We start from the raw sequence: 23,593 nt of genomic DNA on the forward strand, positions 1-23,593 counted from the left end.
GTGTAACCGAAACAAAAGGGAGAGCCGTAGCTCCCCCTTTTTTACATCCCTGGTAGCTCTAGAACTGGAAACGCCCCGAGAACTGTAATTGCCTCGGATTAGCCGAGTTGTTCGGGAAGGGTCCGTTCGTAATCGAGCCTCCCTGGTCCACGTTGCCGCCAGGTGAGCCCCAGTTGATATGGTTGAAGGCGTTGAAGCCATCCGCTCGCAACTGGAAGGTTACCTTCTCACGAATAAGGAAGTTTTTCTGGATTGACAGATCAGCGTTGAAGAAATGCGGCCCGAAGACTGTGTTCCGTCCCACATTGCCGATCTGGTCGAGACCCGGTCGCGTGAAAGGCCCGTTGCCACTATCGATATTGTAAGACTGGTAAAACAACAGGTTATTACCCGGGATTCCTGTCTCCTGGGAGTGGAAACGGCGAGTATCGCCGTTCACTCGACAGGGCGCATCAGACGGGACCTGCTGGCTGCAGGTCGAATAGGTCAAGGTGAACGGCAAGCCGCTGGAGTAGTTGATCACCGGACTGATCTGGATCCCGCTCACGATCTGATTGACCACTCGGTTCGCGTTCGAAAGCAGCAGCTTGTTCCTGCCAAACGGTAACTCGAACAGTCCGTAGACGATAATCTGCTGCTGACGTAGCGCCCCGTCACGGCCCGCAACGATATGCTTGTCCCACGACGAGTAGTTTACCGAGTCGCTTAGCGCTTGCTGCCAGGCATAGTTGGCATTGAGCGAAATACCATGCGCATAGGTCTTCGCAACCGTTACCTGCAGCGCGTTGTAGTGAGTATCGAGATTGTCAGAGAAATCCGTTATATCGTTCGTCCATCCGCAAGCGCCTGGTGCGAGCCCTTGCCCAGTCGGTTGCGAATAGTTCGGATCGGCACAGGCCGCCAGTTTACCGCCGTAATACCGTCGCAGCAGGTTCTGGTTGTTGACAGCGCCACCCGGGCCGACACCATTGACATACTGACTCAGACCGCCAATGGTGGGCAGATTCGGATCCCAGTGCAATGCCTCACCATTAAAGCTCTGATCTGAGGGCAAAGCGATTGCGGCCTCGTTCGGGTTGGTCGTATTACTCGAAATATCGCCGAAGGTATGAGTACCTTTATTGCCGACATACGCGACCGTCATGGACAATGTGGGTGAGAACGACTGTTGCACACTCAAATTCCAGGCATCGAGAGTTGGCAGACGAAGGGTCGTCGGCCGCGCGCGCGAAGTCACCTGATAACCCGGGTTCGGCAGCAGACCACTCGCTGGTACTGCGACCGGCGTCGCCAAAGGTGGTCCCACTGCCAGGTCGAATGCAGAGGCCGTCCCGCTGGCCGTGATGGCCTGGTTCTGCAGCACTGGAAGGTTCTGCGTTGCCGCATGACCGAAGATCGAACCGAATACACCGATGTCGAAGCTGCGTCCGTATCCTGCCCGGATCACAGTCAAAGGAGTCGCCTGATACGCAACGCCGATGCGTGGGTTATAGGCGTTACCCGGGCGGTTGTAGTTCATGTTGCTGCCAATGTTGCCATAACCCGCCACCTGGAGGTAACCGGTGGTGGGGTTCAGTAGCGCTCCATTTCCCTTGGCGTTCACACTCTCCGGGAAGTACAGCTCATAGCGTAAGCCCAGGTTGACCGTCAGCTTCGAAGTAACACGCCACGTATCCTGGGCGTAGAAGAAGTCTCGTTTCTGAAACTCCTTGGCATTCGTCGTCGTACTCACATACCGCTCAAACTCAGTTGGGCTGCCGAGTACGAACGATGCAAATCCCAGGCCAGTTTTTCCGGTGGCCCCGTTCGCCGCCGACGGACCGGTACCGAAGAACAAAAGGCCAGTGCGGTCGTTGTCGCTTGGCACCCGCAGGTTGCGTGCATAACGCAGGTCCATGCCAAACTTAACGCTGTGGTTGCCTATGGTCTTGGTCCAATTGTTCGCAAGCTGATACTGGTCCTCGCGTTCGATCAGCGGGCAGTTGCAACGGTCCACGTTCAACCCGGCACCGTATTGCGGTCCCTGAGTTTGGCTGTTGTTCGGCGGTCCAAAGCTGGCGACTTCCGTTAGCTGAAACGACGGTGAACCACTCGTGATGGGATCTCCCAGATTCAAACCCGGTGCGCCAATGGTTGTAGCCAGATTTGTACCCGCGTCGTACTTCGATGTCCCAATGTTGTAGCGGAAGTACCCAAGGCGAACGTCGGTAACCAACTTCGAATTCACGGCGATGTCTACGCCCGCCGCTGCGCTGTCGTTTGCGCCCTGCGAGGTGCCACCATAACCACCCAGGCCAAACCCCGATCCTCCAGCATTGCCAAAGATCGTCTTACCAGTGAGTGTATCCGTGAAGCGGCTAAAGCGTCCAAAGACGTGTACCCGGTCGTTCGCCGTCCAGTCACCTCGAACGTCCCACTGATCGCTGTTGAAGCCGCCGGTCCCGCTACCCGCATAATTGTTCTTGAGTCCGGTGACTTGCTGTCCCGGGGGGCCCACAGGAGAGCCAGGCGTATTCGGAGCGTAAGGCGCTAGAAGCTTGAGGAAGTTCCGCGCCGGCACAGACACGTCCGACGCGGGGATAACATTGCTCGCGTACGCAACAGACTGGCCGTTCACTTGGTGGTAGAGCTGTCCGACTGCCGGAGTATATTCGCTGAAATCGCATCCGGCCTGTCCAGTTACGGTTGTGGCCTGTCCAATGCAGGTCGAGACGAGGTGCGCCGTCGGAACGGTCTGCACGTTCGCGATACCAACCTTCTGTCTTACTCCCTGATAATCTCCAAAGAAGAACAACTTATCCTTGATGATCTTTCCACCAATCGATCCGCCAAACTGATTCTTCAAGCCCTGAGGGAACGGGTTGGTCGCCGAAAGCTGGCCGGAACCCTGCGAGAAGGGCTCGCGTGCAAGGTTCGCGTTACTTTCGCGGTAGTCGAATGCTGATCCGTGCCAGCTGTTAGACCCCGACTTCGTCTGCGCCGTCACCACTGAAGACACTGCCTTGCCAAACTCGGCGTCGAAGTTCTGTGTCGTAATCTTCGTCTCGGACAGCGAGTCGGAGTTAGGGTTGACCACAATAATTCCTAGGATCGGGTCTTGATTGTCAGTTCCATCCAACTGAAACGCGACTCCGGCAAACGCCTGGCCGTCCACTTCGATCTGCTTCGAACCCTGCGGATTCTCACTCGCCGCATGACTCCACCCAAGCAGTTGAGCGCCTGGCAACAGCAGCTGCAGATTCGTAAAGTTCCTGTCCGGAATAGGAAGGTCTGTAATCTCCTTCGACCCGAATGTCGTGGACACATCCGCTCGGTCCGTCTTCAACTGGGGAATCGCGTCTGCGTCCACTTCAATGGTTTGATCGGATCCTCCGACCGTCAGAGCCGCCTCAACCTTGATAGACGTGTCTGCAGTAACCCGGATGCCCTTCTGCTCAAACCCCTTGAAACCCGCCGCGCTCACCTTCACGTCGTAAAGGTCTGGGATGAGATGTTCAACAGTAAATTCGCCGCTCGCGTTTGATTGCACATTGACCGACGTTCCTTTCGCATCGTCGGTCACAGTAATCGTCGCGCCTGGAACGGCCGCACCCGTGGTGTCGAGGGTCGATCCAAAGATCGAACCATAAACCGCTTGGCCATACGCAATCGGCGAAAACGCCAGTGCACATATGGCAAATAGCAACCCAACTAGTACGCGCGTCACAAATCTCATCGCAAACCTCCAAAAAAGTGCTTCACGTTTGCTTACTGTTGGCAATCATCTCTAAGTGCTGCCAAACATCGCTTCAACTCGCTAGCGGCATAAATCTTTAACGGACACCAGGTAAACATCGCCTGTGTACAAATCCGAAATAGTTGGCCCTTTGAATCGCAACGAAAAGTACTCGAGAGCTCTAGAAGATGTCAACGAGTTTGATCGGTTAATATTTGCAAGTTATTGACATAGCGACTCTCCGGCAACGGTCGAGACAAAAATGCCAAAAGTGGTCCGACCTATTACCCAGAGCCAGCCCGCCTACTTTTGTGACACCAACTGTCAAAATATAGATAAATAAGCACTTATTCGATTTAACCGAAAATCAAACGATCCCGGAGGTGCAGCTGAATCTCAACCAAAAGGTTGACCACCTACTAATCAGCGAATCAAGCGTCCATTCGTGAGATGAAAGATTTGTCTATACATTATCGACAGATCTTCACCCGGGATGGATTACATGAAGAAGGCCCAGGGCCGCCGAACCGAGACCAGATCATCGACAGCCGCCGATTCGCAAGCAAGCCCCCGCAGCAGAAAAGATTCTCCCGCTCATCCCGTCACGCCAAAGTACCGGCAGGTCCTTGAAGATCTGCATTCCGCAATCAAAGCCGGAACTCTTCGTCGAGGCGAACGCCTTCCAAGCGAAGCCGAGCTAGGAAAGCGCTACAACACCTCACGTATCACCGTGGCCAAAGCCGTCCATGAACTCCAGCTACAGGGTCTCGTATCGCGACGACCCGGCTCAGGCACCCACGTGCTCGCTCCCATCGCCTCGACCGATCATGTATTCGGTCTACTGATTCCCGATCTCGGGAGAACCGAGATCTTCGAGCCCATCTGCAACGGCATGATGCGGTCGCCTCTCTCCAAACCCCACTCTCTCCTATGGGGACACGCCATGGGCGAACTCACCCAGCAGCAGAAAGAGGCCGAGGAACTCTGCCACAAGTACATCGCGCAAAAAGTCTCCGGCGTCTTCTTCGCGCCACTCGAATTCACTCCGGAAAAAGACATCGTCAACCGGCGCATCGCATCCGCGTTCGACCGCGCAGGCATCCCGGTCGTGCTGCTGGACCGGTGTTTCGCGCCCTATCCCTTACGTTCAAAATATGACCTCGTCGGCATCGACAATCGCAGTGCAGGCTTCCTCATCACCCAGCATCTGCTCCTTCACGGAGCCAGACGCATCGTCTTTGTCGCCAGACGCCTCTCTGCCTCCACCGTTCACGGACGAATCGCCGGCTACCGAGAGGCTCTCCTCGCTCGCGGAGTCCACCTGCAACAGGATCTCGTACGCCTCGGCGATCCGGAGGATCCTCATTTCCTTCAGACTCTGCTCAAAGACTGCCAGCCCGACGCAATCGTCTGCGCCAACGACATCACCGCAGCCCGCATCATGCAGGGCCTCGCCGCTCGCGGAATACGCGTCCCGGATGAGATCCGCATCGTCGGAATCGACGACGTGAAATACGCGAGCCTCCTGCCCGTGCCTCTCACCACACAGCATCAGAACTGTGCCGACATCGGCGCCATGGCCATTGCAACAATGCTCCAGCGGCTGGAGAAACCCGATCTCCCCACACGCGACATCCTTTTGCAAACAAAAACGGTTCTTCGCAGCTCTTGCGGAACGCATACCTCATCAACTCACAAACTCACATAGATATCCCGTCAGGCAAACATGGACGCGCTACACCCATGCCGCGAAATTCTCCACTCCTCAACCCACCGTAATGCCATGACGATCAGTCGCAACTGGTATCCCAAATGCTATAGTGTTGCGAACTCCCCGGAGGCTGTTTTGACCAACAAGTTTCATCATCGCAACGCCTCGTCTTTAAGCTGGCTGCGTCTCCCCGCCACCCTCGCAATCCTTGCCGCCAGCGCGCTCTGGACCTCCGGAAGCATCGCACTGAGTCAGACGCCGCAGCCATCGACCACAACCGGCGCCATGCAGAACGACGGTCCCTGGTGGAAGCATGCCGTCCTCTACGAGATCTATCCCCGCAGCTTCCAGGACTCCAACGGCGATGGCATCGGCGACCTCAACGGCATCTCCCAGCGACTCGACTACCTCAAAAGCCTCGGCGTCGACGCCATCTGGATCGCGCCCATGTACCCCTCGCCTCAGGTCGACTTCGGTTACGACATCTCCGACTACCAGGCCGTAGACCCGCAGTATGGCACCCTCGCCGATATGGACCATCTCATCGCCGAAGGCAAACAGCGCAACATTCGCGTCGTTCTGGACATGGTCCTCAACCACACCTCAGACAAACACCAGTGGTTCATCGACTCCGCCAGCTCCCGCACCAACCCCAAGCATGACTGGTACGTCTGGAACGACGGCGTCCCCGCCAACGGACCCAACGTCACCGCATATCAAAAGCGCTTCGAGCATGAAGGCCGTGTACCGCCCAATAACTGGATCTCCGGCTTCGGCGGCTCCGCATGGGAGTGGGTCCCCGCCGTTCACCAGTTCTACTATCACAAGTTCTACAAGCAGCAGCCCGACCTCAACTGGCGCAACCCCGCCGTCGAGAAAGCCTGCTTCGACGCCATGCGCTTCTGGCTCGACCGTGGCGTAGCCGGCTTCCGCCTCGACGCCATCCCCACCCTCTTCGAAGACCCCCAACTCCGCAACGAGCCCGACGCAGGCGGCATAAACGCCCAGGGTGACCCCAACCTCAAAGACATCTACACCAGCAACCTCTCCGAGGTCCACGGCGTCATCCGTCGCATGCGCGCCATGGTAGAAAAATACCCCGGCAACCGCGTCCTCATCGGCGAGACTTATCTCCCCAACACCGCAGCGCTCAACGAATGGTACGGAGGCACCAGGCACGATGAGCTGCAACTCCCCATGGATATGCTCCTCGGCTTCCACGGTGACCACGACAAACTGGACGCCACGAGCTTTCGCAAATTCATCAACGAAGCAGAGACCCAGCTCAACGGCTCGCAGCCGCTCTTCGTCTTCGATAATCATGACAACGTCCGCAGCTGGAATCGCTACAGCGACGGTGAGCACGATCAGGCCATCGCAAGACTTCTCGCCACCGTGCTTCTCACCTCACGCGCCACAGCCCTCATGTACTACGGCGAAGAGCTAGGCATGGTCACCTCCACGCCCACACGCAAAGAAGACGTAAAGGATCCCATCGGCGTCACCGGCTGGCCCAAGGAGAAGGGCCGAGACGGCGAGCGCACATCCATGCAATGGGACGACTCCAAGAACGCCGGATTCAGCGAATCATCCACCACATGGCTACCTGTCCCATCCAACTACTCAACCATCAACGTCAAGGCTGAAGAGAACGAACCCGACTCGCTCCTCAACTGGCACAAACAGCTAATTGCGATGCGCAGGGACGACCCCACACTCCGCGATGGAAAACAGGTCATGCTCGATGAGTCAAACCCGTCGGTCCTCTCCTACGTTCGCGAAGGTGTCGCTGGCCATCCTGCAATCGTTGTGGCGCTCAACTTCACCGATCAGCCGCAGACAATCTCACTTGACCCCAGCAAAGCAAACGCCACCGGCAAAACGGTGAACACCCTGCTTACCAACGCACCCGCTCTCAGGCAGGCAAGCAGCCTGCAGAACATCACGCTGCCGCCCTATGCTTCATGGGTCGGGTCCATCAAATAGAAACGTGTGACGCAAAGAGGAAAGCTCGTGAAAGAGACACAGAATCGCACCTTAACTCTTGCGAAACATCTCATCTGCGCAGCCCTGGCGTTCGGTATCGCCGTACCGAGCGCCTTCGCGCAGACCGCAACTCAAATCCCGCCCGCCGCAGATCAGAAAAACACCGCCGCCGACCCATGGTGGAAGCACGGCGTCATCTACGAGATCTACCCGCGCAGCTTTCAGGACACCGACGGCGACGGCATCGGCGACATCAAAGGCATCACCTCACACCTCGACTACATCAAGCAACTCGGCATCGACGCCATCTGGATCACCCCCATGTACCCCTCGCCCCAGATCGACTTCGGCTACGACATCGCCGACTACGAAGCCATCGATCCTCAATACGGCACCATGGCCGACTTCGAGCACATGACCGCAGAAGCGAAGGGCCGCAACATCCGCGTCATCATGGACTACGTCCCCAACCACACCTCCGACCAGAGCGCATGGTTCAAAGAGTCACGCTCCTCCCGCGACAATCCCAAACGTGACTGGTACATCTGGCGCGATCCCAAGGGCTTCACCGCCGACGGCAAACCAATCCCGCCAAACAACTGGCAAAGTTGGTTCGGTCATTCCGCATGGGAGTGGGACGCAACCACGAAGCAGTTCTACTACCACCACTTCTACGTCCAGCAACCCGACCTCAATTGGCGCAACCCCGAAGTCGTGAAGGCCATGATGGACGTCCTTCGCTTCTGGATGAATAAAGGCGTCAACGGCTTCCGCATCGACGCCGTCTCACGCCTCTTCGAAGATCCCAACCTCCACGACGATCCCATCCAGCCCGGCCTCAACGCCTTCGGCGACCCCAACATCCAGCACAAGTACACCGACAACCTCCCCGAGGTTCACGACATGCTGCGCGAGATGCGCAAAGTCGTCGACGAGTACCCCGGCAATCCCGTCCTCATCAGTGAAGCCGACGAGCCCAACATCTTCGAGCTCGCCAAGATGTACGGCGCCAACAACGACGAGGTCCAGCTCCCCATGGACTTCCAGGTAGCCGACGTCAACGAACTCAACGCACCCAAGTTCCGCCAGCTTCTCGACGAGGTCGAAGACAACCCTGCTCACGGCCAGCCCTACTTCTTCTTCGGCAATCACGATCAGGACCGCATCTGGGACCGCTACAGCATCGGAGTCAGCGACCCAGCCATGAAAGCGCGCATCGCTCGCATGATGGCTGCCCTCCTTCTCACCTCGCGCGCCACCCCGCAGATGTACTACGGCGACGAGATCGGCATGGTCACCACCACCCCCACACGCATCGAAGACGTGCGAGACCCCGAGGGCATCACCGGCTGGCCAAAACAAAAGGGCCGCGACGGAGAACGCACCCCATGCAGTGGAATGACTCGAAGAACGCAGGCTTCAGCACCTCCATCACAACCTGGCTTCCCGTCGCCCCCGACTACAAGACCGTCAACGTCGCCATCGAGTCGCCCGACCACGAGTCCATGCTCAACTGGTACAAGCGCCTCATCGAGCTCCGCCGCACCAACCCTGCCCTCTACCAAGGCAGCATGCAGATGCTCAACCCAAACGAAAACGTCGTCTCCTACCTGCGCAAAGGTTCCGCCGGCAAACCCTCCGTCCTCGTAGCGCTCAACTTCTCCGGCCAGCCCCAAACACTCAAATACGACTACGCCGCGCTAGGCCTCACCAAAGGCGCAACCACTACACTCGAAACCAACGACCCATCCCTCAACCATGCACCGCTAACCAAACCAATCACCTTAGCCCCCTACGCAACCTGGATTGCAGAAGTCCAGTAAACACTGACCCTAATCCTTACCGGCACGCACCGGTGCACTGGTTATCCCGAACTGTTCAACGAGTGCATCGGCGATTTCGCGTCAATCCAGAACCATTCCTGACGAAAAGCGCGTTCCCCGGCACTGACCTGCCCGATCCAGACTCGCTATGCCTGACACCGCGCAACCACGGAGTCCTAAAATATCAACATGCCGCCAGAACACTCCTCCGACGTCAGCAGTCTGGACAGCGCCACAGCGGTGTTCCTCGGCTCGCGTTCGCGATTATTTGGCGTTGCGTATCGTATGCTCGGCACCGTGGCAGAAGCCGAAGACGTGGTGCAGGAGACCTGGTTGCGGTGGCAGACCACCGATCGGTCGGCTGTGCTCGAACCCGTGGCATACCTCGTCTCCGTGGCGACCAGGATAGCGATCAACATCGCTCAGTCGGCGCGTTCCCGGCGCGAAACCTACATCGGACCATGGCTTCCGGAGCCGGTGGATACCAGCGCCGACCCGACCCTTGGAGCGGAACGCGGCGAAGCTCTTGAACTCGCCGTCCTGCTTCTGATGGAGAAATTGCGGCCAACCGAGCGGGCTGCCTATGTGCTCCGGGAGGCCTTCGAGTACTCCCACCGCCAGATTGCCGCAGTGCTCGACGTGACCGAGAGCAACGTTCGCCAGATCGTGACGCGTGCTCGCAAACACATCGCGGACGAACGGAGAGCGCCGGCCACGAAAGCCGAGCAGGAGCGCCTGCTGCGCGCGTTCCTCACCGCCGCCCAGCAGGGGAGTTGTCCGCCCTGGAACAGCTTCTCGGCTCGGATGCGGTGTCAACCTCCGACGGCGGCGGAGCAGTGCGAGCCGCGCTGGCACCCATCCGCGGCCGTGCAAAGGTGGCGAAGTTCATTGCCTCGTTTGCCTCGCATTGGTGGACGGGCGCGACCATCACCTGGGTCGAGGCGAACGGAAGTGTCGCCGCGCTCGTCTCCCGGCAAGGCCGGGCTTATGGACTCGTATCCGGCGATGCGTCGGCTGCGGAGATCGAGCAGATCATGTGGGTGATCAACCCCGCCAAGCTGGCTTCGATCTCTGCTCGGATCACGCCCCCACTGTAAATCACTGATTTTCCCGGCGTTTGTCCCCTCCAGACAGAAAAAGAGCAGTGCCGTGTCACAGATCGTGTCCCTATCTTGTCCTTGCTTACACAAGCCGCTGACGTCACGGAGTGACGCAAGTCGAACGATTCGCCACGGCGAATAAGGAAAGGACACACCAATGAAGATAGTAGTGTTAGGCGGTACCGGCCTCATCGGAAGCAAAGTTGTTCGTATCCTTCAAAAACAAGATCATGACGTACTTGCAGCCTCGGCCAGCACCGTTGACCTGCTGACCGGCAGGGGCTGACCGAAGCTTTACGAGGCGCCCAGGTAGTCGTTGATCTCACAAACTCACCATCCTTCGAAGACTCCGCGGTGCTCAACTTCTTTGAGACCTCCGCGCGCAATCTATTCCCCGCGGAGGCCGCAGCAGGGGTCCAGCATCACATTGCGCTTTCCATAGTAGGCGTGGACCGTATGGGGAACATCGGTTATATGCGAGCCAAGGTCGCGCAGGAAAACGCAATCAAATCTTCGGGAATTCCGTACACCATTGTGCGCGCAACGCAGTTCTTCGAGTTCGTCGGCCCCCTAGTTGATACCGCGACCTCGGGAAAAACCGTTCGCATATCCGATGTGCTCATGCAACCGATCGCAGCCGAGGACATTGCAGCGGCTGTCGCGAAGGTTGCTGTCCAGCCGCCCAAGAACGGCTACATCAACGTGGCCGGGCCGGATCGTCTGCGGCAGGATGAGTTGGCAAGAGAGTTTCTCAAAGCAAGAAACGATCCGCGCCAGGTCGAGACCGATCCGAGTCTCGGTTACTACGGAGGACAAGTGTCTGAAAATGCCCTCGTTCCCGACCACCCTGATCTGTTGGGAGCAGTACGTTTCTCCGATTGGTTGGTTCACTCCCAGGCGCAAGCTCGTTAGACTCGCTGAAACCGCGTGTTCTGCAATCCGTGTTCTGCAATCATGGATGCGAGCCTGAAAGCCCGGCGAGCAGATCGATTCCTGACGGACCGCTGTCGCCGCAGTCCATGTGACTGCGGCGCCGCAGCCGACGTTCGCAGCCGGGCTTTCAGGTCGCCACCTCGCGTAAATCGGCGATTGAGCAACTACGAGCTTGCTCCGCTTGCCCGTACGCTCCGATGCCGCATTGGTAGACTTCTTGCACTCAACAGGAGGAAGCGTTTCCGATGCCATCGAAAGATACACCTGTCGTTATCAGATCTGCCAGATCAGAGGACGCCGCAACCTGTGGGCAAATCTGCTACGACGCCTTCACGGCCATCAACACTGCTCACGGTTTTCCACCCGACTTCCCCCAACCTGAGGTGACCATAGCTCTCATCTCCTCGCTGTTCTCAGACCCTGACTGTTATTGCGTAGTGGCAGAGATCGGCGGCCGGGTTGTCGGCAGCAACATCCTTGACGAAAGCTCCGTCATCCGCGGAGTTGGACCGATCACGATTGACCCTGCGGTACAGAACACGGGGGTTGGCCGTCTGCTGATGCAGAACGTGATGGATCGCGCCCGTGATCGTGGCGCCGCCGGAGTACGCTTGGTCCAGGCGGCCTTTCACAATCGCTCCCTCTCGCTTTACACCTCTTTCGGCTTCGACGTCCGTGAGCCGCTCTGCTGCCTGCAGGGACGGACTCGCGAACGAAGCGTTCCCGGATGCCACGTGCGGCCCGCTTCACCAGCCGACCTGGACGCCTGCAACTCACTCTCTCGCCGCGTTCATGGCTTTGACTGTGCCATCGAGTTAGAACAAGCTATCTCAGATGGCACAGCCCTGGTGGTTGAACGAGGAGAACGCGTTACCGGATATACAACCCATCTCGCCTTTTTTGGCCACTCCACGTCGGAGACGAATCTGGATATGCAGGCGCTGATCGCTTCCGTAGATTCCTTTGCCGGCCCCGGAATCCTCGTCCCCTCACGCAACAGCGCTTTACTGCGGTGGTGCCTGCAGAATGGACTCCGCGTTGTTCAACCCATGACCCTAATGAGCACCGGGCTGTATAACGATCCTGTCGGCGCGTGGTTGCCTTCAATCCTGTTCTAACTTCCACCCAGCACTAGCACGATCCACCGAGAACGCTGGCGCACCAAAGAATCGCCTTGGGAACGGACGAAAAACCTGTCAAGCCTCTGAAGCACTCAACTACCTCCAACGCAAGCAGTTACGCGTGGCGCATTAGTTCCACCCGGGAAGCTATACTTAGATACAGCGAAAGATCCCGCTTCCACAGCGGGATCTTTCCCTTTAACCCATAAACCCTTTAGAAAGAAATTTTTACCTATAACCCCTTTAGTATGAAATATTTACAAGAGGAAATTTTTCTATATAACTCATAATAAAAGGCTTCAAGGAGGGTACCCCCGGGGGCGGGACCCCTCCTACCAGCTCAAAATGACAAGACTCTGTTGATAGCCAGTGCCCTGCGGAAACTTCACCACCAGCCTCTCCAACCCGGTGCCCTTGCCTGCTGCCGTACCCGCAAGCGTTCCACCTTCAACATGGAGATTCAGCTTTGCCACATTCCGCCGAACGATCAGTTCAACGACCGTGCCCCCTCTGCCTCAAGCTCCAGCCTCAGCGAGTGCTTCTCCGAGACCTCGCTCAGCACCTTCATCTGCGACGTCCGCGCTCCCGGCAGCGGCAACCCATGCGGCACCGCGACTTCAACCGCCGGCAATGCAAAAACAACCGACGAACCATCCGCCAAAACCCGCGAATCTTTCACGACACTCTCCAGCCGAACCGTCGGACCGGAAAGCGTACTCAGCTTCACTACCAGACCACGCACCTCACGCTGATACTCCAGCGAGCAAACAGAAGCGCCCACATGAAGCCGCTCAACCGAAGCATGATCCCAATCGGCAGGCAGATGCGGATCAAGATGAACCGAGCTCGCGAGTCCATCGATATCAACACCAAACAATCCACGCAACGCCGGAGTAATCACCATCGCTGATGACCACAGCTGATGGCTGGTACTCCTCCCGAACGGCTGAAAGAACGCACCCGACAGCAACTCCGTCACCGCGCCCAGATCCTGCGCCGTGGTCAAATCCGCATTCTGCATCAGGTGCGCATAGCCAGCCAGCGGGCGTCCCGCACGGTACTCCGCCACCGACGCCCACCCGGTAAACAAAGGCCAGACCGACCCCTGGTGATAACTGATCGGATCATAGAAAGGATCGCTCTCAGCCACATCCCTTAGCCCCCAGTCGGTAGAAAAATCATGCGAATCCCACCGCCGAAAGCTCGCCTGCGGATGAGCCAGCCCTTCTCCGCCGTTCCACCACGCAATCGCCGGATAAACCGTAGCAGTACGATCAAGAGTCCCATCAGCGTTCCGGCTAAACGCATAAGCCTGTCGCGCCGAATCGTAATACTCAGCCTCAATCTTCTTCGCCAGATCCGCAGCACGAGCGCTGGCAGCATCAGCCGTAGCCTTATCCTCCAGCAACCCAGCCAGCTTCGACATCGCAGCCGAAGCCTGCTGATCAAGCAGCGCAAGATAGACCTCCTGATGCGGCATCCCGCTCGGCCAACTCTCCACCCACCCAGTCCCCTGCGAATTGTCGTAGATCCCGTCACCATCGGTGTCATGGGTCGTCTCAAAACGCCAGGCTTTTTCAACAATCTCTCGATGTTTCCGTAGAAAATCGACATCGCCGCTGGTCCGAACGTAGTCCAGCATTGCAGTCAGAAACAACGGCGTCGAATCAGCAGCAGCATAAGCGTAAGAGAAGTTCTTCCACTCGAAATAAGCCGCAGTCTGCGGATACTCGTGCATGATCTTCCCATCATCACGCTGCCTCTTCATCAGGAACTCAAGCTCGTCGCGGACCAATCCGAAGTCGCCAAAGCCATTCACCGCATAAAGCGTATACAAGCTGTCGCGCCCAAAGTACCAGCCAAATCCAGGCCGAGCCGAATCGCCAGACGAGTAATATCCCGCAACCAACCCAATCTCGCCGCTAGGTTGCGCCTTCGCCCGCAACTGCTCAATCGACATTGCGGCCCAACCGAAGTCATCGTTCAACCCAGCATCTGGAGTGCGAATCGCCGTCAAACTATCCCTCATTTGCCGATATCGCTCAGCGTGCTTCGCATAGATCTGCGGCAACTCAGCATTCAGACGTTCCAGCTTGCCTTGCAGCACCGTGTTGGTCGCCATCTCGACGGTGTTTCCCATCGCCATCAGCAGCGGAAAATACCGGTTCGTATCTCGCTTGGGATCGTACTGCAGCCTCAGCTCCAGCGGATAGAACTTCGGCTTCTCCTGATACGGAGCCAAAACTCCCGGCTGTGTATTCGGCATCGCCACAGCTCCCGCCAAGTCAGGGAAGTCGGTATGAAGCACATAAAACCCGCCATCCTGTCGCTTAACCCACTCCGCGGATGGAACGCCCTGGCTACGCTGTGGCCACATCGGCCGCATCTCCGGCGTAAAGCTGAACGTCAGATCCATCGGCCGCGTCGAATCGATCTGGAACAAAACAACCGCACCTGTACCGTCTTCTGCATCATCAGGCGAAAACATAATCTGCCTCACGGTGAAGGCGATATGCGAATAAGTAATCACCGTGTGATCGGGGAACACCTCGATCTCCGCTGCATCCGCGTTCAGGTCGATCGGCACCGCATAGCCTTCCACATTCGCCCGAATCGCGAAGTGGCTGAGCAATTTCACGGGCAACACCCACGCCTCAAATGTCCCCTCCTGCTGTCCAGGCATGACGCCGCGCGATCCCGCGACAGTAAATGGCTTTCCTGCTTCAACATGACGTCGAATCGCCGGCCCGTCTTCGCTCACCGGAAAAGCATCGACTGGCCGCAGCGCTCCAGTCTGGGCGGCCGCGATCCCGCCAAGCATTGCGACCAAAGAAAAAGCAGCCCGCATGGTATCTCCCTCTCCAAAAGATCACCAGTCTACATGCTGACACCCGCTCTCACGACGAAGTCCGATGCGGCTGATAAGATGCCGCTCATGATCCGTAAATCGTTGCGCTCCATCCTGCTGTTCACCATTGCAACTCCTTCTTTACACGCAGCGGCTCCAGCCCTCGGACCATATCAGATCGATTCGGCGCCTGTGATCGGAACGAGAGTTCTGACCGCCACTGAAGCAACGAAGTTCCTGCCGACAACGGTCTTTTTCCGAGGTCAGAGTGCGCCAGTTCAAGCCAGAAACTCCGGGGAGTGCAATTCACGAAGGACGCGCTCCTTCTAGTCGCCCTGGTGGATACGGCAGGCTACTCCAGTTCGGTCCAGGAGAAATATCAGGCTTATCTAATCACTGAGGAATCCATCGACATCGAAGGGCATAGGCTACAACCAGGTGCATACGGTTGCGGCTTCGTGGCTGGCAATACCTTCGTCGTCATGGACATCGGAGGCCACGATCTCCTCTCCGTCCACTCCGCCAAAGACGTCACCCTCCGCCGTCCAACTCCTCTGCAGATCTTGCCAGGTCCCTACACCACCAGATATCGACTCTACATCGGCCGCGACTATGTGGACTTTGCGCAGGCCCCAGCTCAGACGAGCAATCCCCATCCCCTCCATCCATGATTACAATCGTGCTGACATGCAACTCTTCCAGACACGTTCGCTTCTGCTGTGCAGCGTCCTTACGACGATCACTCCGCTAGCGCAGGCACAAACTGCCTCCATGCCAGCAGCTTCTTCACAGACCGCTACACCCGACAGAGTAAAGGAAGCCGACGAAGCGTTTCGGGCCGGTTCCGTAGCGTATCGTCAGAATGATCTACTTTCCGCACACATTCAATTTGCAAAAGTCGTAAAACTAGCCCCCGAGGTTGCCGCAGGCCACAGTGCCTTTGGCACTGTACTACTCGCTGAGGGAGATCTCGCATACGCTGCGGACCAACTCGAACTGGCCCACAAACTCGATCCGCAGAATTCAGACGCCATACTCAACTTGGCGATCGTGTACTCTCAGCTTCGCGAATATCAGAAATCGGTGCAAATGTTTCAACTGCTCGACGAAACGAAGAGCGATGCATCACAGCCACTCACGCCCCAGGCCTCCATCGCCTACGCTGCCGCCCTCGCAGCAACAGGAGAGCCGGCCACCGCACAAAAGCAGTTGGAGTTAGCTCTCTCCAATTCGCCTGACAATGCCGCTCTGCACGATAGTCTGGGCACGATCCTCGCACAACAACAGACTTACAGTGACGCCTCAGTCCAATTTCAACGTGCTATCTCACTAGAGCCGTCACTAGCATCCGCGCACTATCACCTCGGCTCCGTCTTTCTAAATCACGGGGACCTCGCAGACGCGGTCAGCGAACTCACCAAAGCGAATGACCTGGTCAAAGAAAACGTGGAGTATGCGCTGCAACTTGGTCGTGCCCTGCGCGCGAACGAGCAGGAAGAGATGGCACTTACGGTACTGCGACATGCGCTGGTCATTGATCCTGGATCGACGGACATCAAATACGAAATCGCCCTCACCCTGCAAGCGAACGACAACCCTCGTGAAGCTATACCTCTCTTTCAACAGGTCGTCGCCGCGCGACCCCAGGACTCTGCCGTACTCACGAACCTCGGACTCGCTCTCGTACAAACGGGCGACGCAAAGGGAGCCATCATCTTCTACCTGCGAGCCCTCGCGCTGGACGCGGACAATCCTACCCTGCGGCAAGACCTCGGCGTCGCATATCTTCAGCAGAGCGATCTCAACCACGCCATAGAGCAATTTCGTGCAGGTCTCCTGATCGAACCTGATAACTCACATCTCCACTACGATCTCGGACTGGCCCTGAAGTTGAAAGACGATCCAACCGCAGCGGTCGCGGAGTTCCTCCGCGCGGAGCGATTAGATCCCAGTTTGCCTGATCCGCCCTACACACTTGGCGTACTCTACATGCAGCTCGGACGTTTCGCAGAATCCCAGGCCGAACTTGAGAACGCCACCGCACTACGCCCCAACAACGGCGAGGCCTGGGCCCTACTTGGCAATGTCTACAAAAATAATAACGAGCCCGAAAAGGCCGCATCAGCCCTGCGACGTGCCATCGATCTTATACCCAACCAACCAAGTCCACACATCAGCCTTGCCGCAATCCTCATTCAGCAGGGAGACTCTGAAGGCGCCGCCGCCGAACGCAAAAAGGCCGCATCCCTCAGCCGTATCGCTGTCAGTCGACAACGTGCCAACTTTGCCCTCGATAGCGGCAAGGCCCTCCTGAAGCAAGGCAAGACGGCCGATGCGATATTTCAATTGCAAACTGCAGTTGAAGCAGACCCAAACTACAGCGAGGCACACTCCGCGTTGGCCGACGCTCTCGACAGACAAGGACGAGGCGCCGATGCCGCTCTCGAACGACAAAAAGCTAAGAAGCTTCTCTCGAATACTTCCACCGCAGCAGATGTTCCTTCCGCTCATCCATAGATGGCGGGACTACAGTGCGTTCGAGCCGTTTTTATCTCTGGAGGTCAGGTTTCTCTACACCGTGTACCGATTTCGAGACTACTTCAACCCATTCCAATTTTGTGATTACAATTACCACGGCGAAGAGAGTCTCGAACGTCAGTGCCGGGCCATTGCCTTAGGAGTGTCCATTTGAATTGGTCTCGCCGTAACTTTCTTACCTCGCTCTCCACCACTGCACTGGTTCTTTCGTTTGACGACGTTCTGGCTCTGGCCTCGCCGCAGACCTCTCAGACGGCCCAGCAGATGGGATCGCGCCCCACCTATGACGCCGTGCCCCGTCCTGCCCCTAAGGGACTTCCTCTCCCGTCACAGGCACTCCTCTCGACATCAGCTTCATCGACGTCGCACGCCAGTCCGGACTCAACGCAAAGACGATCTACGGCGGCGAACACAAAAATCGATACCTGCTCGAAACCACCGGCTGCGGCGTAGCCTTCTACGACTACGATCACGATGACTGGATCGACATCTTCCTTGTCAACGGCACTCGACTGGAAGGCTTCCCCAAAGGTCAGGAGCCCCTCTCCCGCCTCTTCAAAAATAATCGTGACGGCACCTTCACCGACGTCACCCTCAAAGCCGGGGTTGGTCGCGCCGGATGGGGACAGGGCTGCTGTGTTGGTGACTACAACAATGACGGCTGGAACGACCTCTTCGTCAGCTACTACGGGCAGAACGTCCTCTATCGCAACAATGGCAACGGCACCTTCACCGACGTTACAGAGAAGGCTGGCCTGCTCCAGTCAAAGACGCGCTGGAACTCCGGCTGTGCCTTTCTTGACTACGACCGCGACGGCCATCTCGACCTCTTTGTCGCCAACTACATCGACTTCGACATCAAAACAGCTCCTCTCCCCGAAGCCGCCGGCTGCGCCTATAAGGGAATTCAGGTGGCATGCGGTCCTCCCGGCCTCCAGGGCGGCAAAAACATTCTCTACCGCAACAACGGCGACGGCACCTTCACAGACGTCTCACAAAAATCCGGCATGTGGGACACCATCGGCACCTACGGACTCTCCGTAGCTGTCTCCGACATCGACGGCGACGGCTGGCCCGACATCTACGTCGCCAACGACTCCACCGCTGCCACCTTCTACCAAAACCAAAAAGACGGCACCTTCAAAGATGTAGCCATCGAGGCTGGCATCGCATACTCTCCTGACGGCAAGCCGCAAGCCGGTATGGGTGTATCCATTGGCGATTTCAATCGCGACGGCCGCTTCGACATCGTCAAAACAAACTTCGCCGGCGACACCGATTCGCTCTACGTCAATCTCGGCGACGGAAACTTCGACGACCATACCTACATGTCCGGACTCGGCGTCAATACCCGCTATCTCGGCTGGGGCGTCGGCTTCTTCGACATGGACAACGACGGCTGGCCCGACATCTTCATCTGTAACGGACACGTCTATCCTGAAGTCGACGGAACCGCCATCGACGCGCCTTACGCCGAACACAAGTACCTCTACCGCAATCTGCGCAATGGGCAGTTCGAAGAGGTGACCGCGCAAGGTGGGCCCGGCATCACAACACCCGCCCCCGGCAGAGGTTGCGCCTTCGGCGACTACGACAACGACGGCGTAGTGGACGTCGTCGTCAACTGCATCAATAGCCTTCCCCAGCTGCTCCGCTGCGAATCGACGACGGGCCGCAACTGGATCAAGATCCGCACCGTCGGTACAAAATCCAACCGCTCTGGCATCGGCGCAAAGATCAGCGTCACAACGCCGATACCAGACAACGCCAAACCCTTTATTCAAATCGACGAAGTTCGAAGCGGCGGCAGTTACTACTCGCAGAACGATCTCCGAATCCACTTCGGCCTCGATCACTCTGCCAAAGCAGATTCGGTGGAAATCAAGTGGCCGTCCGGCACGACAGACAGACTTACTGACCTCCCCGCAAACCATCTTTATGTCATTCAAGAGGGTGGAAAGATTCTGAAGACAGTTGCCATGGGAACCTCTTCGCAATCTAAAGCGTCGACCACTCCGGCGACGGCCCCAAAGCCATGAAGTTTAGCTCCTTCTTCGAAACGCGGTCATCATCCTCTTTGCTTCGACCGCATTCGGAGCGCAGCAGCCCTATCCACCAACGACCGATCATCCGCCCCCGGCGTGGTTTGTGGATGTCGCCTTGAAGGCTGGCATTACGGTTCGCGATGTCAACGGAAGCGTTGAATCCAAGCGTTACATCATCGAGGCTACCGGCTCCGGCGTTGCCATCCTCGACTACGACAACGACGGCTGGCCCGACATCTTTCTCGTCAACGGCACCAATCTGCCTGGCACAACCTCCGCAGCCGGCCAGGCAAAGCCCACCAATCATCTCTTTCATAACAATCACGACGGAACCTTCACCGACGTCACCGTAAAGGCTGGCCTGGTTTCCACAGGATGGGGCCAGGGAGCATGCGTTGGAGATTATGACAACGATGGATTCGACGACATCTACGTCACCGGCTATGGCAAAAACCGCCTCTTCCACAACCAGGGCAATGGGACGTTCAAGGAGGTGGCGGAGCAGTCAGGCGTCGCCGGTACAGGCAAAGAGTGGGGCACCGGCTGCGCCTTCATCGACTACGATCGCGACGGCAAGTTGGACCTGGCTGTCGCCAACTACGTGCACTTCGACCTCGCTCGCACCCCAACACCCGGCCAGACCTCGGGATGCATCTGGAAGGGAGTCCCCGTCATGTGCGGCCCTCGCGGTCTCGAGAGCGCACCCAACATCCTCTACCACAACCTCGGTGGCGGAAAGTTTGAAGACGTCAGCAAGCCCAGCGGATTCGAGCGCACTCAAGGCCACTACTGCTTCTCCATCACCACACTCGACTACGATGACGACGGCTGGCCCGACCTCTACGTCGCCTGCGACTCCACCCCCGCCATCCTCTATCGAAACAACCATGATGGAACCTTCAAGGACACCGCCGCCGACGCCGGTGTAGCCTTCAACGAAGACGGCCGCGAACAGGCCGGCATGGGCTCAACCACCGCCGACTACGACGGCGACGGCAAGCTTGACCTCTTCAAAACCAACTTCTCCGACGACACCTCCACCCTCTATCGCAACAATGGCGACGGCACCTATACCGACATGACCTTCGCCGCTGGACTCGGCATCAACACCGATGCTCTCGGCTGGGGAGCTATGTTCGCCGACATCGACAACGACGGATGGCCGGACCTTCTCATCGCCAACGGCCATGTCTATCCCGAGGTCGACTCCGCCAAACTAGGTTCCTCCTACCGCGAACCTCGTTTCCTCTACAACAATCTAGGCAACGGCAAGTTCCGCGACATCAGCAAGATCTCAGGCCCCGGGCTCGTCGAGCCACGCTCCAGCCGCGGACTTGCAATCGCGGATCTCTTCAACGACGGACGCCTCGAAGCCGTAATCAACAACCTCAGCGACCGACCGATGCTTCTAGTCAACCTCGCGCAAAATCAGGACCACTGGCTCGGCCTTCATCTCATCGGTACATCCTCCAATCGCGATGCCATCGGCGCTCGCGTCACCATGAAATCTGCAAAACGTCTCTGGGTCGACGAGGTTCGCGACGGCTCCAGCTATAACTCGTCAAGCGATCTCCGTCTCCACTTCGGCCTCGGCCAGGAGACGCACCTCACGAGCATTCAGATTCGCTGGCCCAACGGTCAGACGGAACTCTTCGACCCTCCTGCCTCAGTCGATCGCATCCTCGACCTCACCGAAGGAAAGGGCCGATCCTCGTCACCAGCAAATTAAACAGAGTAGCGTCAGTGCAAACAACACTCTCAATCACGTCTACGGGTTCGTATGGTAAACATGAGGCTGCAACCTTCCGGGAAATCGATGAATACCTGCACCTCACTCCTGCGAACTCGTAATCTGAACTTCAAGGACACGCTAGTGACCCTTCCTCATCGCTCCCGTTTCGGTTCGCTGTCTGTCGTCGCTGCTCTCTCCGCAACGCTCTTCTGCAACACTGCGGCATCGGTCGCACAATCCACCGCCCCAAACTCCCGTTCAACCGACACACAGTCTGACAAGCCTCAAGAGGGCGGCCAGGCGTCAGCAATGGGGGAGCCAACACCGCAGGCGCCCACCCCGCAGTCCTCGATGAAGAGAAAAGGCCCATCACCGCTGGAGGTTTCGTAAAGAGTGGTCCCATCATCTTTCAGGACATTGCGGGAAGAGCCGGACTAACCACATGGACCCACGCAATGGGAACTCCGGAAAAGAAATTCATTATCGAAACAAACGGATCTGGCGTCGGACTCATCGACTATGACAACGACGGCTGGCTCGACATCTACCTCGTCAACGGTTCAACCTATGACGCCATGAGTGGCAAAGCAACACCGCCCCATGCTGCGCTCTTCCACAACAACCACGACGGAACTTTCACCGACGTCGCCGCGAAGGCACACGTCACCAATGACCGCTGGGGAATCGGCGTCGCCATAGCCGACTACGACAACGACGGCTGGCCCGACATCTACGTTACCAACTTCGGCAGGAACCGCCTCTACCACAACAACCACGACGGAACCTTCACTGACGTCGCCGAGAAAGCCGGGGTCACTCTCGGCAACTGGTCCACCGGCGCCACCTGGGGTGACTACGACGGCGATGGACGGCTGGATCTCTTCGTTCCCGGCTACGTTCATTACGACCTCGCGAATCAGCCCGGATCCGGCGGCAAAGAAGTTTCCTACAGCTTCTGCCAGTTTCGCGGCGAAAAAGTCATGTGCGGCCCACGTGGTCTCAAAGGCGAACCGGATCACCTCTTCCACAACAACGGCGACGGCACCTTCACCGACGTGAGCGAAAAAGCCGGAGTCTCCGACAAGAACGGCTACTACGGATTCGCCTCTGTCTTCGTTGATATCAATAACGACGGCAAGCCGGACCTTCTTGTCGCAAACGATTCGACTCCAAACTATCTCTACATCAATAAGGGAGACGGCACGTTCGAAGACGCAAGTTACGCCTCCGGATACGCTCTCAACGAGAACGGCCGCGAAACAGCCTCGATGGGCATCGCAGTCGGCGACTATCGAAACAACGGCCTGCTCGATATCTACAACACAACATTTTCGGACGATTACAACCCGCTCTACCGCAACGATGGCGACGCCAACTTCACCGATATCAGCTACCAGATGGGAATTGCCGAGCCTACAATTCCATTCCTGGGATGGGGCACAGCGTTCTTTGACTTCGACAATGACGGATGGAAGGATCTCATCATCGCGAACGGCCACGTCTATCCGCAGGTCGACCACACATCCTGGGGAACCAGTTGGGCGCAACGCCCACTCCTCTTTCACAATATCGAAGGCAAAAAATTTGATCTCGAGCCCGCCGTCGAAGGCACAGCTCTCGCAAACCTTTACGTCGGCCGCGGCATGGCCGTCGGCGACCTCTTCAACGACGGCAAACTGGATGTTGTCATCAATGGCCTGGACGGTCACCCTGGCCTGCTCCGCAACGTCTACCCAGACCATCATCATTGGATCGAACTGAAACTTGTAGGAGGTCCAAAGAGTCCCAGAGACGCCATCGGTTCCACGGTCTATCTCACCGCGGGCGGCCAGAAACAGCGCGGAGACGTTACTTCAGGAGGCAGCTTCGCCTCCACTCACGACCCTCGTGTTCACTTCGGGCTCGGGGACGTCACGACCATCGACTCAATCGAAGTTCACTGGCCCAGCGGCACAAAGGAAAGATTCGCCATCGCCAAAGTTGACCAGATCGTCACTCTGATAGAAGGTAATGGAACGAGATTCTAACGGGTTTCAATTTT

General features: G+C 57.4%; 18 protein-coding genes and 2 pseudogenes. 17 read left to right on the top strand and 3 right to left on the bottom strand.

What is annotated here, in order from left to right; all coding sequences use genetic code 11:
- Window positions 1–58 precede the first annotated feature (58 nt).
- The gene (locus RBB80_RS33325; RefSeq protein WP_433966337.1) at window positions 59–3,715 is read right to left on the bottom strand and encodes a TonB-dependent receptor domain-containing protein; all 3,657 of its coding nucleotides are present in this window, start codon (window positions 3,713–3,715) and stop codon (window positions 59–61) included.
- Window positions 3,716–4,217: 502 nt separating this feature from the next.
- Here RBB80_RS33325 and RBB80_RS33330 point away from each other — a divergent pair.
- The 9 genes and pseudogenes from RBB80_RS33330 to RBB80_RS33370 all read left to right on the top strand — a co-directional run bounded on the left by RBB80_RS33330 (window position 4,218) and on the right by RBB80_RS33370 (window position 12,386).
- Window positions 4,218–5,423, top strand: coding sequence for a GntR family transcriptional regulator (locus tag RBB80_RS33330; protein ID WP_433966338.1), 1,206 nt, complete (start codon window positions 4,218–4,220; stop codon window positions 5,421–5,423).
- 288 nt (window positions 5,424–5,711) lie between these two features.
- Complete coding sequence (locus RBB80_RS33335; RefSeq protein ID WP_433970012.1) at window positions 5,712–7,412, top strand: glycoside hydrolase family 13 protein; 1,701 nt, start codon at window positions 5,712–5,714, stop codon at window positions 7,410–7,412.
- 27 nt (window positions 7,413–7,439) lie between these two features.
- Window positions 7,440–9,062, top strand: a complete 1,623-nt coding sequence (locus RBB80_RS33340) for an alpha-amylase family glycosyl hydrolase (protein WP_433966339.1) — start codon at window positions 7,440–7,442, stop codon at window positions 9,060–9,062.
- On the top strand, window positions 8,984–9,235 hold the full coding sequence (locus tag RBB80_RS33345; protein WP_433966340.1) for a hypothetical protein: 252 nt from the start codon (window positions 8,984–8,986) through the stop codon (window positions 9,233–9,235). Before RBB80_RS33340 ends, RBB80_RS33345 begins: the two co-directional genes overlap by 79 nt.
- 285 nt (window positions 9,236–9,520) lie before the next feature.
- A pseudogene (locus RBB80_RS33350) lies at window positions 9,521–9,868 on the top strand (sigma factor); the annotation flags it as partial.
- Window positions 9,869–10,044: 176 nt separating this feature from the next.
- On the top strand, window positions 10,045–10,332 hold the full coding sequence (locus RBB80_RS33355) for a hypothetical protein (RefSeq protein ID WP_433970121.1): 288 nt from the start codon (window positions 10,045–10,047) through the stop codon (window positions 10,330–10,332).
- Window positions 10,333–10,492: 160 nt separating this feature from the next.
- Window positions 10,493–10,621: an NAD-dependent epimerase/dehydratase family protein gene (locus RBB80_RS33360; protein WP_433966341.1), complete on the top strand. Its 129-nt coding sequence runs from the start codon at window positions 10,493–10,495 to the stop codon at window positions 10,619–10,621.
- Window positions 10,618–11,247 (top strand): SDR family oxidoreductase, encoded by a 630-nt coding sequence (locus RBB80_RS33365; RefSeq protein WP_433970013.1) that lies wholly within the window; start codon window positions 10,618–10,620, stop codon window positions 11,245–11,247. Before RBB80_RS33360 ends, RBB80_RS33365 begins: the two co-directional genes overlap by 4 nt.
- A gap of 266 nt (window positions 11,248–11,513) precedes the next feature.
- The gene (locus RBB80_RS33370; RefSeq protein ID WP_433966342.1) at window positions 11,514–12,386 is read left to right on the top strand and encodes a GNAT family N-acetyltransferase; all 873 of its coding nucleotides are present in this window, start codon (window positions 11,514–11,516) and stop codon (window positions 12,384–12,386) included.
- A 335-nt stretch (window positions 12,387–12,721) separates the two neighbouring features.
- On the opposite strand, the gene RBB80_RS33375 is transcribed toward RBB80_RS33370, so the two are convergent.
- Complete coding sequence (locus tag RBB80_RS33375) at window positions 12,722–12,862, bottom strand: hypothetical protein (protein WP_433966343.1); 141 nt, start codon at window positions 12,860–12,862, stop codon at window positions 12,722–12,724.
- 14 nt (window positions 12,863–12,876) lie between these two features.
- On the bottom strand, window positions 12,877–15,237 hold the full coding sequence (locus RBB80_RS33380; protein ID WP_433966344.1) for an amylo-alpha-1,6-glucosidase: 2,361 nt from the start codon (window positions 15,235–15,237) through the stop codon (window positions 12,877–12,879).
- 299 nt (window positions 15,238–15,536) lie between these two features.
- Between RBB80_RS33380 and RBB80_RS33385 the strand changes: the two genes are divergently transcribed.
- From RBB80_RS33385 to RBB80_RS33420, 8 genes and pseudogenes are all read left to right on the top strand, one after another.
- Complete coding sequence (locus RBB80_RS33385) at window positions 15,537–15,908, top strand: hypothetical protein (protein ID WP_433966345.1); 372 nt, start codon at window positions 15,537–15,539, stop codon at window positions 15,906–15,908.
- Between the two features lie 16 nt (window positions 15,909–15,924).
- Window positions 15,925–17,754: a tetratricopeptide repeat protein gene (locus RBB80_RS33390; RefSeq protein WP_433966346.1), complete on the top strand. Its 1,830-nt coding sequence runs from the start codon at window positions 15,925–15,927 to the stop codon at window positions 17,752–17,754.
- Window positions 17,755–17,925: 171 nt separating this feature from the next.
- Window positions 17,926–18,228 (top strand): hypothetical protein, encoded by a 303-nt coding sequence (locus RBB80_RS33395; RefSeq protein ID WP_433966347.1) that lies wholly within the window; start codon window positions 17,926–17,928, stop codon window positions 18,226–18,228.
- A 59-nt stretch (window positions 18,229–18,287) separates the two neighbouring features.
- Window positions 18,288–18,449 (top strand): annotated as a pseudogene (locus RBB80_RS33400) (FG-GAP repeat domain-containing protein); the annotation flags it as partial.
- Window positions 18,450–18,686: 237 nt separating this feature from the next.
- Window positions 18,687–19,814 (top strand): CRTAC1 family protein, encoded by a 1,128-nt coding sequence (locus RBB80_RS33405; RefSeq protein ID WP_433966348.1) that lies wholly within the window; start codon window positions 18,687–18,689, stop codon window positions 19,812–19,814.
- Between the two features lie 121 nt (window positions 19,815–19,935).
- The gene (locus tag RBB80_RS33410; RefSeq protein WP_433966349.1) at window positions 19,936–21,549 is read left to right on the top strand and encodes a CRTAC1 family protein; all 1,614 of its coding nucleotides are present in this window, start codon (window positions 19,936–19,938) and stop codon (window positions 21,547–21,549) included.
- 144 nt (window positions 21,550–21,693) lie between these two features.
- A complete protein-coding gene (locus RBB80_RS33415; protein WP_433966350.1) occupies window positions 21,694–21,942 on the top strand; it encodes a hypothetical protein in 249 nt (82 codons plus the stop codon).
- Between the two features lie 65 nt (window positions 21,943–22,007).
- Window positions 22,008–23,579: a CRTAC1 family protein gene (locus tag RBB80_RS33420; RefSeq protein WP_433966351.1), complete on the top strand. Its 1,572-nt coding sequence runs from the start codon at window positions 22,008–22,010 to the stop codon at window positions 23,577–23,579.
- The last annotated feature ends 14 nt before the right edge of the window (window positions 23,580–23,593 follow it).

The organism is Tunturiibacter gelidiferens, assembly GCF_051013345.1.
Lineage (GTDB): Bacteria > Acidobacteriota > Terriglobia > Terriglobales > Acidobacteriaceae > Edaphobacter > Edaphobacter gelidiferens_A.